This window comes from Sulfurimonas sp. (genome assembly GCF_023228785.1).
GTDB lineage: Bacteria > Campylobacterota > Campylobacteria > Campylobacterales > Sulfurimonadaceae > Sulfurimonas.
In genome coordinates this window covers 1-12,513 of record NZ_JALOAN010000049.1, presented here as the reverse complement: position 1 = coordinate 12,513, position 12,513 = coordinate 1, and the positions used below count along the sequence as shown (strand labels likewise).

At 33.1% G+C, this 12,513-nt stretch carries 12 protein-coding genes, 2 tRNA genes and 1 pseudogene; 6 read left to right on the top strand and 9 right to left on the bottom strand.

Annotated features, from left to right (window positions below; all coding sequences use genetic code 11):
- Nucleotides 1-31 precede the first annotated feature (31 nt).
- Nucleotides 32-116, bottom strand: a tRNA-Tyr gene (locus M0Q24_RS10445).
- 55 nt (nt 117-171) lie between these two features.
- Nucleotides 172-248: transfer RNA gene (locus tag M0Q24_RS10440), tRNA-Thr, on the bottom strand.
- Between the two features lie 181 nt (nt 249-429).
- Between M0Q24_RS10440 and dcm the strand changes: the two genes are divergently transcribed.
- Nucleotides 430-1,731, top strand: a complete 1,302-nt coding sequence (gene dcm, locus M0Q24_RS10435) for a DNA cytosine methyltransferase (RefSeq protein ID WP_295050432.1) — start codon at nt 430-432, stop codon at nt 1,729-1,731.
- Nucleotides 1,712-2,683 carry an HNH endonuclease signature motif containing protein gene (locus tag M0Q24_RS10430; RefSeq protein ID WP_295050430.1) on the top strand — a complete coding sequence of 324 codons (972 nt, stop codon included), beginning with the start codon at nt 1,712-1,714 and terminating at the stop codon, nt 2,681-2,683. Before dcm ends, M0Q24_RS10430 begins: the two co-directional genes overlap by 20 nt.
- On the opposite strand, the gene M0Q24_RS10425 is transcribed toward M0Q24_RS10430, so the two are convergent.
- The 3 genes from M0Q24_RS10425 to M0Q24_RS10415 are packed head-to-tail and all read right to left on the bottom strand — an operon-like array spanning nt 2,672 to nt 7,381.
- Complete coding sequence (locus tag M0Q24_RS10425; RefSeq protein WP_295050429.1) at nt 2,672-4,591, bottom strand: HD domain-containing phosphohydrolase; 1,920 nt, start codon at nt 4,589-4,591, stop codon at nt 2,672-2,674. The genes M0Q24_RS10430 and M0Q24_RS10425 overlap by 12 nt on opposite strands.
- Before the next feature lie 10 nt (nt 4,592-4,601).
- Nucleotides 4,602-6,650, bottom strand: coding sequence for an adenylate/guanylate cyclase domain-containing protein (locus M0Q24_RS10420; protein ID WP_295050427.1), 2,049 nt, complete (start codon nt 6,648-6,650; stop codon nt 4,602-4,604).
- 26 nt (nt 6,651-6,676) lie between these two features.
- The gene (locus tag M0Q24_RS10415) at nt 6,677-7,381 is read right to left on the bottom strand and encodes a FecR family protein (protein WP_295050425.1); all 705 of its coding nucleotides are present in this window, start codon (nt 7,379-7,381) and stop codon (nt 6,677-6,679) included.
- A 94-nt stretch (nt 7,382-7,475) separates the two neighbouring features.
- Between M0Q24_RS10415 and M0Q24_RS10410 the strand changes: the two genes are divergently transcribed.
- Together M0Q24_RS10410 and M0Q24_RS10405 are read left to right on the top strand one after the other, a co-directional pair.
- On the top strand, nt 7,476-8,201 hold the full coding sequence (locus M0Q24_RS10410; RefSeq protein ID WP_295050423.1) for a YaaA family protein: 726 nt from the start codon (nt 7,476-7,478) through the stop codon (nt 8,199-8,201).
- A gap of 207 nt (nt 8,202-8,408) precedes the next feature.
- Complete coding sequence (locus tag M0Q24_RS10405; protein ID WP_295050421.1) at nt 8,409-9,158, top strand: RNA methyltransferase; 750 nt, start codon at nt 8,409-8,411, stop codon at nt 9,156-9,158.
- A gap of 11 nt (nt 9,159-9,169) precedes the next feature.
- Here M0Q24_RS10405 and M0Q24_RS10400 read toward each other — a convergent pair whose 3' ends face one another.
- From M0Q24_RS10400 to M0Q24_RS10390, 3 genes are all read right to left on the bottom strand, one after another.
- Nucleotides 9,170-9,604, bottom strand: a complete 435-nt coding sequence (locus M0Q24_RS10400) for a DUF1566 domain-containing protein (protein ID WP_295050419.1) — start codon at nt 9,602-9,604, stop codon at nt 9,170-9,172.
- A 64-nt stretch (nt 9,605-9,668) separates the two neighbouring features.
- A complete protein-coding gene (locus M0Q24_RS10395) occupies nt 9,669-10,493 on the bottom strand; it encodes an SDR family NAD(P)-dependent oxidoreductase (RefSeq protein ID WP_295050417.1) in 825 nt (274 codons plus the stop codon).
- Nucleotides 10,490-10,810 carry a thioredoxin family protein gene (locus M0Q24_RS10390; protein ID WP_295050415.1) on the bottom strand — a complete coding sequence of 107 codons (321 nt, stop codon included), beginning with the start codon at nt 10,808-10,810 and terminating at the stop codon, nt 10,490-10,492. Before M0Q24_RS10390 ends, M0Q24_RS10395 begins: the two co-directional genes overlap by 4 nt.
- 29 nt (nt 10,811-10,839) lie before the next feature.
- Here M0Q24_RS10390 and M0Q24_RS10385 point away from each other — a divergent pair, with 29 nt between their 5' ends.
- Nucleotides 10,840-11,748, top strand: coding sequence for an AEC family transporter (locus M0Q24_RS10385; RefSeq protein WP_295050413.1), 909 nt, complete (start codon nt 10,840-10,842; stop codon nt 11,746-11,748).
- On the opposite strand, the gene M0Q24_RS10380 is transcribed toward M0Q24_RS10385, so the two are convergent.
- Nucleotides 11,745-11,927 (bottom strand): hypothetical protein, encoded by a 183-nt coding sequence (locus M0Q24_RS10380; RefSeq protein ID WP_295050412.1) that lies wholly within the window; start codon nt 11,925-11,927, stop codon nt 11,745-11,747. The genes M0Q24_RS10385 and M0Q24_RS10380 overlap by 4 nt on opposite strands.
- 110 nt (nt 11,928-12,037) lie before the next feature.
- Between M0Q24_RS10380 and M0Q24_RS10375 the strand changes: the two are divergent.
- Nucleotides 12,038-12,513, top strand: a pseudogene (locus M0Q24_RS10375) (SagB/ThcOx family dehydrogenase); the annotation flags it as partial.

The window sequence follows — 12,513 nt, the reverse complement described above, 5'->3', positions numbered from 1 at the left end:
CCAACTGAGCTACGCCCGCATGTGCCATTGATGGTGGTGGGAAGAGGAGTCGAACCTCTGAACCCATAGGGAGCAGATTTACAGTCTGCCGTCGTTGGCCACTTGACTATCCCACCATTACATTTTAAATGTCTTTTCTGGTCTAACACTGTTTCTAATATTCTATTTCAATGGTGCTGGCACGAGGATTTGAACCCCGGGCCTGTTGATTACAAATCAACTGCTCTAGCCAACTGAGCTATGCCAGCATCGAAATTGAGCCAGAATTATAGTGCAAAATATTTTCTATGTCAAGAGTTTTTGAAAAGAAATTGAAAAGAAGTTAAATTAGAGTTATTTAATTACAGTTTGTCATACTTTTTAAATCTAATTGTTATTTTGATATACTTGCACTTCAATGAAATATATATCGCTACATAGGATGATGCAATGAATGCAAATAGTTTTAGCTGTTCCTTCAATTCAAACTCACAAATTAATCATATTATAAATAATAATTTTTATAAATATAACAATATACCCACTCTAGTGATTAACGATTGTGATAAGAATTGGCTTAATAAGAAATTAAAATATCCAAATAGAACTATTAGATTAGCAACAATGTTTTCTGGAATAGGAGCAGTTGAATTTGCTCTTAAAAGATTAAAACTACAGACTAAAATAATTTTTGCTAGCGATAATGATAAATTTGTTAAAGAGAGTTATTTTGCAAACTATAAAATAAAAGAAAATAGTTGGTATAACGATGTGGTAGATATTAATGGTAATAAGTATAAGGATAAAATTGATCTACTAGTAGGAGGTAGCCCTTGTCAATCATTTTCTATGATAGGAAAAAGAAGAGGACTAGCAGATACTAGAGGAACATTATTTTATGAATTTGCGAGAGTTGTTAAGGAAAGCAAACCCAAAGTTTTTATTTATGAAAATGTAAAAGGACTTACTAGCCACGATAAAGGTAACACTTTTGAAACAATTTTAGCAACTTTTGATGAACTTGGATATAAATACTCATATAAACTACTTAATTCTAAAAATTATGGTGTGGCTCAACATAGAGAAAGACTTTTTGTAGTTGGCTTTCTAGACAATTCAGTAGAATTTGATTTCCCTGAACCAATTGAATTACAACACACAATGCAAGATTTTTTAGAGGATTATATTGATAGTAAATACTATTTAAAAGAAAAAGGCGTGAAATTCGTTACTAGTTCTAAAAATAGGAAAAAAAGATATACGCAGATAAATGGCAATGTTGCTCTTTGCCAAAAAGCAAATCAGCAGTTTAATTGGCATGGTGATTTTATTTATGAAGATCAAGCTGAACAAGAGTTTAATGAATTTATATTCGATATCAATGAAGTTGAAGAAAAATATTATTTATCTGAAAAAATAAGAACATATGTGTTAGCTGGTGGAACTAAAAATTTTAAGACCTCAACTGAAACCGATTTAAAAATTGCAAGACCTCTATTGCAGTCTATGCATAAAATGCATCGTGCTGGAGTTGACAATTATGTTACACATAATAAAGGTAGAATTAGAAAACTTACACCTACTGAATGCCTGCGACTAATGGGCTTTGGAGATAGTTTTAAACAAGTTGTTAGTGATACTCAAATGTATAGACAAGCTGGAAATAGCATCGTTGTTGATGTATTAATTGCAATTTTAAAACAAATGGATATAAGTAAATTTGGAGCAACTGATGAAGATAAATCTATTTAACGAAAAGTTTACCGTTATAGATACTAAAGAAAAAATAACCATTGCTGACTCATTTGTTGTAAGGCAAAATAAAATTGGCACTGGTAATGGCGAGGCAAAACTTTATGTTGGAAATGAAAATAACGCTACAAGAGATTTTTTTGGTAATCATGGCTTTACTATTAAATGCTTTTTAATGAAAAAAGATTTATTGAACTATTTAAATGAAACAAAAGTTGAATATTTAAAACCAGAGCAAGCATACATAAATAGTAAAATACTACCATCCCTTTGGAATAAAAGAAAAAATAAAATTGACACATTACTAGAAAAGATTGAATTCGAAATTATTGAACAGATACAAATATCTGGATCGAGAATTTATGTTAAATCATCAGATTTAGCATATGAGATAATCAGAGAATTGTCCTTGCCAAATATTACTTTTATTTCAGTTGTAAAACTACGGGGTCAGCATGGTAATATAGAATACTATTTTAGATTATTTGCTGATTTTTTTGGAGATGAAACACACCCTTATATACTTCAACAAGAAGAAAAAGCATTAGAAGCAATCGAAAATATAGAAGAAAAGAAATTAAAAATAAAAGCAAGAGTTGGTCAAGGAAAATATAGAGAAGAATTATTAAATCAATGCCCTTTTTGCCCTATTACTATGGTCTCTGATGATAGGTTATTAGTTGCTAGCCATATTAAGCCTTGGGCTAAATCAACCGAAACTGAAAAAACAGACCCTTTCAATGGATTTATGTTAACACCTACATTTGATTATTTATTTGACAAGGGATTCATGTCATTTACTGATGACAAAAAAACAATTTTATCTCCATTCTTATCAAAAATGACATATTCTAAAATTGGCATTTCAGATAATAAAACTTTTTCTCTTCTACCAATAAAAGGAAGAGAAAAATATTTAGAATACCACAGGAATAATATATTAAAAAAATGATCCAAAATTAATAAAATCTTCATCTTTAAGTATTATTGGTGTCATTTTACCCTTATATTCTTTGATTTCCTTAACTATCTTATCTATATAACTAGGCTTTATATGGTTAATGTAGAGCCTAATATCTTCTCTTTTTATTTTTTGTATACTCTCAAAAAGAAGTGTCGGAGTTAAATGTTTACTCTCTTTGGCAAGTTTTGGCATGCTTGATGGAAAAGAACACTCTATTACTATGGCATTTATATTTTTTTCGCTCTCAATAATTTTTATAACATTTTCTAGTGAGTATGTATCTGCTGTTATGAGTACTGAATTTTTATCTCTTGTGAAAATATATCCGCAACTAGGAACGGTATGATCTGTTTTAAATGCTCTTATGGAGTCGCCCTCACCAAGACTATACTCAACTCCTAACTCTATCTCTTCATAAGCGAGAGCTTTAAGTTCTGAGTTTACTAGATTGATTTTAGAGAAGTCTGGCCAGATAAGTTCATTAAAAAAGTGTTTCTTAAGTGCTTCTATAGTCGCAGGTAGTGCTCTTAAAGTGAGTGTTTTGCTTCTTAGTGAAAAGAAATTATCTAAAATAAAAGCTATATCACTTATATGGTCTAGATGAGAGTGAGTGATCCAGATAGTCTCTAAGTGTATGCTCTCTTCATTGAGTGTGGCTAATATATTTCCAGCATCTAAAACATTTTGTTTGTTTAGCAAAAATGAGCTTGTACCAAAACCTTTTGCCTTAGTTCCATAAGCTCCAAGTATCTGAATCTCATTTGGATCTATCTCTTTGGGCTCACTCTTTTGGTAGATATCTTTATACTCTTGTCTAACTGCTAAGATCTCATCTAGGTTTTCAAAAAAGAGATCTATGAGTTTAGGATCAAAGTGCTCACCTCTCTCCTCTTTAAACAGCTTAAAAATTCTCTCATCATCCCAAGCTTTTTTATAAACTCTATCACTTCCAAGTGCATCAAAAACATCTGCTAGTGCCGTTATACGGCCATATATATGAATATCTTCACCCTTTGTTTTATTCGGATAGCCTTTACCATTGTACTTCTCATGATGCTCATATGCAACTATAGATGCAGCTTTAAGTAGAGGTCTTTTTGAGTCCTTTATCATCGCATATCCTAGTTCTGCATGAGTATCCATAATGGCACGTTCTTCATCATTAAAACGACCAGGCTTATTTAAAATAGCATCAGGAATTGCTACTTTGCCTATATCATGCATTGGACTAGCTTGTTTTAAAAGTTCAGCCTCTTCTTTACTCATACCGTAAGCAAGAGCAAGTATTTTTGAGTACTCGGCCACCCTCTTTACGTGATTTCCTGTCTCTTTACTTCTACTCTCTCCAATCGCACCCATAGTAAAGACAACCTCTTTTTGAGTCTCTTCTATCTCTTTAGTTAAGCTAGCTGCTATAAGCGTCTCTGCTGCATATGTACTTGCGAGCATAAGACGCTCCATGTCTCTTTTATCAAAAACACCATCTTCGCCTAAGTTGTTTATAACTTGAAAAGCCCCTATGATCTCATCATCGTTATCAAACATAGGAATAACCATCATGCTTCTTGTGCGATAAAGAGTTTTTTTATCTATATTTGGGTTAAATCTATCATCTTTATATACATCATCAATAATTATCTTTTTTCCACTAGTGATTGAATTTCCAACTATTCCAGAGTCTTTTGGGAGCCTTATAGCATCCATCCCATGGGCTACTTTTGTCCAGATCTCTTGATCGTCAACAACCCAAACAGTACATCTATCAGCATTAGTAAGTGCCTTTCCCATATTAGCTAAGACAAAGATGATATCATCATGTTCCCTTAGAGCTGAGACTTCTGTCATATATGTAAAGATCATTTGTAGAATTTCATTTGCACCTAAGGCATTTTTCATTGTTTGCTCCCTATTTTGTTGTCATCTTGTGAACACCCCACGCTCGGCTTTCTTTGATAAGTGGTAAAAAATATTTAGAAGGAGCATCATCGTACTCTTTTACTAAAACACTAAACAAAACCTCTGCTTGTTTAAAATCCCCTCTCTTATAGATCTCAAGTGCCTCATCATAAAGCTCTTTGATCTCTTTAGATCTCTGATTATTTGGCATAAGCTCATATAGAAGCACAGCTTCATCTTTACCTTTTACCTGAACGCTCTCTATCTCTCTACAAACAAACTCAGTTTTTAGTTTATCTTTTGTAAATTCGGTTATCAAGATATTCACACCATAATTTTTAGTAAGCCCTTCAACTCTTGAAGCTAAGTTTACACCATCACCAATAACTGTATAGTTAAATCTTGTATCAGATCCCATATTTCCAACAACTACTTCAGCAGTGTTTATGCCTATGCCAATCTTTATAGCGTTCATGCCCTCTTGTACTAACTCCGCATTTAGCAGATCTAGCTTCTCTATCATCTCTAAGGCACTAAAACATGCTGCATCAGCGTGATTTTCTACATCTACTGGAGCATTATAAAACGCCATCACTGCGTCGCCTATATATTTATCAAGCATCCCACCATTATCTAGCACCGCTTTTGTCATAGGTGTAAAATATCTATTTAGTAGAGTAATAAGACTAACTGGGCTCATCGACTCAGAGATAGATGTAAAGCCGCGAATATCACTAAAGAGAATACTTAGTTCTTTAGCCTCCCCGCCAAGAGCAAGTGCATCAGGATTTTTTATAAGTTTATCGAGTAGATCTGCTGAGAGGTAACTAGAAAATGCCCCTCGCATAAATCTTCCTCTTTTTTCTTGTAGAGTAAAAGCCATCGCTTCAACAGTTAAAAAACTAATAACTAAAGAGAGTAAAGGATAGAAGAGATCTATATATATCATCTCTTCTACAAAGAGATATCTTACATAGGCATAGATAAAGAGATAAAGAGTTATGTTTATAAGAACTCGATAGAGTGCTTTTTTAAAGAGTAAGACCAAGATTAAAGGGAGTAAAACCATAAAAACAATTAAGTATGCTGTGATATTTTTTGGCTCACTTATAAGATGACCTTCAAGCAGGTTAGATATAAAAGTATAGTGTAGTAGTGGTCCTGGCATCTGACCCATTGGTGTGCTTACAACATCTCCAGATCCAACATCTGTGATACCTAAAATAACTATCTTATCTCTAAAGTAATTAGCTTCTATTTTCTTCTTTGCAAGATCTACAAAAGAGACTATATTGTAGAGATCTCCCTCATAAAAGTTAAGCCTTACAAAGCCTTTTTCATTTACTTCAACTAAATAGTCATCTATCTCTATATGTCTCTCATCTACCCTTGTTATATCTTTGTTAAACTTAAGTCTAAGTCCTTGCATCGCTAGAGATGGATAGAGAAGATTGTCAAAATAAATCGCTACTGGGTATGAACGCAAAAGATGATCACTCTCACTTAGAGTTGAGAAACTTCCACTCATAGAACAAGCTTCCATGATTGGTGCAATATTTATCTCAGCAAATGGAGCGTGAACGAAAAATGGATTTTTATGTTGTGCGATTTGAGATTGAAGTAGATCTAGCGACGAATCAGCTAAGATATCTAACTCTTCATTGCTTATATTTTGTGTTGAACTATCTCTTAAAAAAAAGCCACAAACACTTGAGTTTAGGTTTGAAATTGACTCAGCTAAGGCTTGATCTCTCTCTTTTGTAGTTCTCTCTGAAAATATCATATCCATCAAAACTACATCAGCTTCTCTTAGAGCGTCAATACCTTTAGCTATATCATCTCTATGAAATGGCCATCTACCAAACTCATTTACACTTCTCTCATCAACTGCAACAAAAACAATATCTTTACTCGGATTCTTGCTTTGCAGATCAAAATTTATATCGTTAAATCTCAAAGAGAAGTTCTCAAAGGGCTCAACTCTATATAGATGCAAGTACAAACTAAGGGCTAAAACGGGAACTAATACCAATATATAGAGAAGTTTCTCCCTAAGCATTCTCACATCCTAAAGTAAAGCTCATACTATTTTAAAGACTCCATAAGTGCCTCAAATCTTTCAAACTCAGCATCATCTTCTTCTGTCCATGCACTCTCACTAACTTTTTGTCCATCAAAAGTTATAGTATTTTTCTCTTGTAGATCAAACTCTTTAGTTATCAAAACAGCTCCTTTATTTTGCTCATTCAAAAATTTTTGATACTCTTTTTCTTGTTCTGAGAGATAGTCCTTATAGTCAGCTTGAACTTGCTTTCTATAGAGTTCAAACTCCTCTTTTAAACTCTGGATTCCAACTAAACCCTCTTTTAGTTTTACAGATGAAGTTTTGTTTGTATCTACTATAAATGTAGTACCTTTTATACCTATAATGGCAAAAGGAGTCTTAACTTTTAGTGCATTTTTTGCATCTCTTGAAGTTATATTGTAGTAGATCTTGCCCTCTTCTTGTGATGCTAGAGTTTTGGATGCAAAGTGCAAGGTTGAACTCTCATCTAAGATGAGAGTTGATCCATCTTGAAGCTTTATAATTGCATTTGACTCTTTTGAAGTAGTTATCAAATCGCCCTTTTTTATCTCCAAACCTTTTGAAGCATTACTCTTTTTAAATGTATCCTCAGGCTTTATCTTCACACTTCCTTTTACTAGCTCAAAATTTCCTAAAACTACACTTGCACTAAGAGTGCTAACTGCAAAAAGAGTTGTAATAAAATATATAAATACTTTTTTCACAAAATTTCCCCAATGGTGATTTTGGCTCATTATATCATTTAAATTGATACAATTAGATAAAAATTTACCTCTCTTAAGAGGCTAGGATATGAGAATGATTAAAATACTATTTTCCCCAGCAGAGGGCAAAAATAGCGGTGGAGACAGAGTGTCAAATGAACTTTTTGGAGCACAAAATGCAAGAGATGAAATTTTACAAGAATACAACAAGATAGTCCTAAGTGGTGATGAAGATAATATTAAAGAGCTCTTTGGTTTTAAAAAAATAAGGGATTGTCAACCTTATATAAATGACCTATTCTCTTGTGATCTTTTACCTGCAATAGAGAGATACAATGGGGTAGCATATGAATATCTTGATATAAAATCTCTAGATCTAAAAGAGATAGAGTATTTAAAACAAAACACGATCATCTTCTCAAATCTTTATGGTCCCATTCTTGGTGGTGACAAAATTGCTAATTACAAGGTAAAACAAGGAAATAATATAGCAGAAATCTCGCCAGATAAATTTTATAAAGATAGATTTTCTTACCAACTAGATCTCTACTTAAATAACTGTGAGCTCTTAGATCTAAGAGCTGGATATTATGATAAGTTTTATAAAATAAACAAATCATATACAACTCTAAAGTTTTTAAAAGATGGTAAAAGTGTGAGTCATTGGGCAAAAGCCTATAGAGGTTTAGTCTTAAGAGAGATAGCAAAAAACAATATCACTTCCATAAAAGAGTTTATGTCACTAGAGATGGAAACTCTTCAAGTAAAAGAGATCAAAGTTATCAAGAATAAAACAGAGATTGTATATAATATTGTTTAATTGAATGCTTCACATATGAGATTACGGATCAAGTCCGCAATGACGAAAGAAAACGTCATCTTGAACTTGATCTGCAATGACGAAAGAAAACGTCATCCTGAACTTGATTCAGGATCTAATTGGAGACTTATTTAAAGCATGCCATTGGTTAGCATACCTAAAAGATACAAAACAAGTTTATGTAAAGTTAAATAAAAGGAAGACTATTTGCAAGATTCACAAGAGTATAAAGATAAAAAAGCCTATTTTGAAAAAATCATCACTCTCTATGGCAGAAATGTTGTAGTTGAAATTTTACAAGATCCAGATATAGAGATCCACAAGCTTCATCTCTCAACAAGCAATAAAACAGATGGAGCTATAAAAACTATACTCTCCCTTGCACAAAAAAGAGATATAGAGATAAACTACCATGAGAAAAATGCACTTAGTCGAATAAGCAAAAATGCAAAACAAGACCAAGGTGTATGCATAGATATTATCTCCAAAAGTTACAAAAGTGCATCAGAGATAAAAGAGATGCAAAGCTTCAGACTCATCGCTCTTGATGGCATTCACAATCCGCAAAACCTAGGAATGATTATCCGTTCCTGTGCAGCTTCAACTCTTGATGGTATCATACTTCCTAAGAAAAACTCAGCAAAGATCTCTCCACTAGTTATAAAAGCGAGCGCTGGAACACTTTTTAAACTTCCCATCTACTACTGTGAGACGTTAGAAGATATTTTAAAAGATTTAAGTGACACCGAGATCTACGCTCTATCTTCACATGCAAAAAAGAGCATCTATGACATAGCACCGAGCGAAAAGTCTATCTTTGTTTTAGGAAATGAGAGCGAGGGAGTAAGTCCTGAGGTTATAAAACTTTGCAATAAGGCCATAAAAATCCCAATGCAAAGGGGTGTTGAGTCACTAAATGTTGCAATAACAGCATCTCTTATAGCTTTTATGAAGTAAAGGTAGCTAAATTAACTACCTTTTTTATAGCATCTTACGTAAAATGTCTCATCCATTTTTTCTCTGTTAAATGCGCCAGATAAAAAGTTCACTACAAATGCTTCTTTAGTTGTGGCATGTCCAAATGTCTTAGCTGACCAGTAGTTTTCAGATACGACATATTTAAAATTTCCTGAGATAGTAGGATTGTATACTTTTGTATCTACAATAGAAAACAGCTCTACAAAACCTGGCAACTTCCAAGATTTATGTCCATCAAGTTCTAAGTTTTGACAATGACTAACTGCTTCTTCGAATGTTCTTTTAGTTGTTGCAACCTCTTTTGTATCTTCCCATAAATAATTTGTTTTTGTATCTTTGATAGTATTTGCAGAATTTTTAACAATATCAGCATTTGCACTACAAGTAATAAAAAGAGATAAGATAAATATATTTAGACGTTTCATAAATATTCCTTATAATTTTAGTTCGTAGATTGTAGCAACATTAATTTGAATCGTGACTTATATTTTATATTTTTCTTAAAATCATATCAAGCACTTTTGTAGGCAAAACCCTTTTAAATCCCCCTAATATATATGTCGCTTGTGTATTATAGTATCTCGGTTTTGGAATTTTTGATTTAAGAATATGGACTATATTTTTTATAACCTCATCACTTTGTTTTGTAAAAAAGTCACTATCTTTAGATTCTTTTCGCTCTAAGAGTTCTGCTTCGTACTCGCTCTTATATATGCTAGAAGTAAAATCTACATTTTTTTTAAACATTTTTGTTGCATTTTTTCTAAAATCACTTTTAATGGGTCCTGTATTTATGGTACTGACATATATATTTGTACCCATCAGCTCTAACCTCAAAGTATCGCAAAGTCCTTCTATAGCATATTTTGAAGCATTATAAGCTCCACGAAAACGAAGTGAGATGATGCCTAAAACTGAAGAGTGTTGGATGATTCGTCCATAACCTTGAGCGCGCATAATTTTAAGAGTTTGATATGTAAGCTCATGAAGTCCAAAAAAGTTAGTCTCAAACTGCTCTTTTAAAACGCTTGTTCTTATATCTTCTAAGGCTCCAGGTTGCCCAAAACCAGCATTGTTAAAGAGTGCGAAAAGCTCGCCTTGATCTTTTATAATAAGATCTAAGACTTCTTTTATATTTTGAGCATTTGTAACATCTAGCAGATATGCATCTAAGCCCTCAGCTCTTAATCTCTCAACATCTTTTGAATCTCTTGCACTCGCATAGACTTTGTAGCCATTTTTATGAAGATAGTGAGCTGTGTCATAACCTATTCCGCTTGAACATCCTGTAATTAAAATGCTTTTTTTACTCAAGATCTCATTATCTCATAAGGTCTTTTTATCTCTCTTATTACCTCATCTATACTCATATTTCTAGACTTTCTTAAAAACTCTTTTGAGTCTAAAAAGACTAAGATCGTGGGAATTGTAAAGATCCCAAAGTGAGGTGCTATATCTTCATTTTGTGAAATATCAACACTCTCAACTACAAAGTCTTCAAAGTTAGCATCTATGGCCTCTAAGAGTTTTGGCTTTAGTGCGTGACATACATTGCACGAAGGGGCTGAGAAGTAAACTAATACTGCTTGGTTTGTCTCAATACTATTTTTTATATTATCTAATGTTTGCATGGCGAAATTATAACAGATATAATTTGCTTATGAGTTCAATAATATTTTCAATCCTTGGGATCTACTCCTTTATACTTCTTGGCTTCATCGCAAAGATGAGTTTTAAAGAGCAGATCGATGATAAAACCATAACTATATTAAATGTATATTTCTTGCAAGTTTTTCTAACATTTTGGGGACTTCTGATCCGCCCCATAGATGTAACACTCTTTTACGCCTCAAGCATCTATATAGCCATTGTCTTAGTAGTTCTAGTCATCTCCGCACTTGTGGCAAAAAAACTATTTACTTCGCCAAAAGAGTATAGTATTGCAACTGTTGTAGCTATTATTGGAAACACGGGAAATCTAGGCATCCCTATAAATATCGCTATTTTTGGCGAAGAGTCCATTCCCTACACAACTGTAGTAAACCTTATGAATGTTTTTGTAGTCTATACAGTTGGTGTTTTTTACTACTCAAGAGGGAGTTTTGATACTAAAACATCTCTTATGAACATCATAAAACTGCCAATTTTATGGGCAGCACTTTTAGCCATTACACTTAGCCTTTTAGAGTTTAAACCATCAAGTGCACTCTTAAACACGCTTATGATGGGAGCTTACGCCTCTATGACTATGCAACTCTTTTTGTTTGGGATCTATCTCTATGGTACAAAGATCCAAGAGATTAGTAAAAGACTTGTTGTGTGGGTTTTGAGTTTAAAGTTTTTAATACTTCCAGCCATAGCTTTTTTGATCTTAGTAAATATAGAACTAGAGGCGATGGTAAAAGGCATCATCTTTATAGAACTTATGATGCCTCTTGCAGTAGCTAATGTAAATCTTGCTTCGCTTTACGATTGTAGTCCTAGAGTTGTAACTGCTCTAGTTTTTATATCCTCTTTTTTATTTTTAGGGATTATTTTTGTGGCTGTAAAGATTTTAGACTTTCTCTAGATCTCTTTTTCTAAACCCTTATATGCAAGTTTTCGGATCCAGTCATTAAACTTTATATCTTTTTTTATGCAAAATGAAGCAAAACTCTTTAGCTCATTTGGAGTTAACATCAGTTCCACTTCTACAAGTTCTTCATTTAACTTTACTAACTCTTCTATTGTTTTTAAATCTCTTTTCATAAAGAAGTTTTAACATTAGCACAATTAAAAAAGCCTATGTAAAAAATATAAACTTTTTTATGTAGCACGATTTAAGGATACTTAATTACACTACTTGTATGAATAAATCATTGCAGATAGTTTACGATTACCACCAAAGCACAAAACACTCCAAACTTAGATATGCTAGATCACTTGGCTATATGGATTGGGCTACTCAACCAGAACCATTTAGAAAGTATAAAGGTGCAAAAAGCCTAAAGCTTCCTCTAGCTTTAGACAACGCTACTCCACCATATCATCTGCTTGATTCTAACTTGCCATCAGCTCCACTTATGAAAGAATCCATATCTCAACTTTTACAATTTTCTATGGGAATTGCAGCTTATAAAGAGTCTAGTGGAAACTCTTGGGCTGTGAGATGTAACGCTTCAAGCGGAAACTTACACCCAACAGAAGCCTATCTTGTTCTTCCTCCTGTCTTGAGCGAGCAAGATAACAAAAGCACTATATTTCACTATAGCCCTAAAGATCACGCACTAGAGATCCTTGCAAGTTTTGATACAACTTTTTGGGAGAAGCTTCCTGCTGAGACCTTTATAGTTGG

What these genes read in the sequence shown, in the direction of transcription:
- M0Q24_RS10430 (WP_295050430.1), top strand. Translation starts at nt 1,712, where the DNA reads ATGAAGATAAATCTATTTAACGAAAAGTTTACCGTTATAGATACTAAA.
- M0Q24_RS10425 (WP_295050429.1), bottom strand. Translation starts at nt 4,591, where the DNA reads ATGAAAAATGCCTTAGGTGCAAATGAAATTCTACAAATGATCTTTACA.
- M0Q24_RS10410 (WP_295050423.1), top strand. Translation starts at nt 7,476, where the DNA reads ATGATTAAAATACTATTTTCCCCAGCAGAGGGCAAAAATAGCGGTGGA.
- M0Q24_RS10420 (WP_295050427.1), bottom strand. Translation starts at nt 6,650, where the DNA reads ATGCTTAGGGAGAAACTTCTCTATATATTGGTATTAGTTCCCGTTTTA.
- M0Q24_RS10400 (WP_295050419.1), bottom strand. Translation starts at nt 9,604, where the DNA reads ATGAAACGTCTAAATATATTTATCTTATCTCTTTTTATTACTTGTAGT.
- M0Q24_RS10385 (WP_295050413.1), top strand. Translation starts at nt 10,840, where the DNA reads ATGAGTTCAATAATATTTTCAATCCTTGGGATCTACTCCTTTATACTT.
- dcm (WP_295050432.1), top strand. Translation starts at nt 430, where the DNA reads ATGAATGCAAATAGTTTTAGCTGTTCCTTCAATTCAAACTCACAAATT.
- M0Q24_RS10380 (WP_295050412.1), bottom strand. Translation starts at nt 11,927, where the DNA reads ATGAAAAGAGATTTAAAAACAATAGAAGAGTTAGTAAAGTTAAATGAA.
- M0Q24_RS10390 (WP_295050415.1), bottom strand. Translation starts at nt 10,810, where the DNA reads ATGCAAACATTAGATAATATAAAAAATAGTATTGAGACAAACCAAGCA.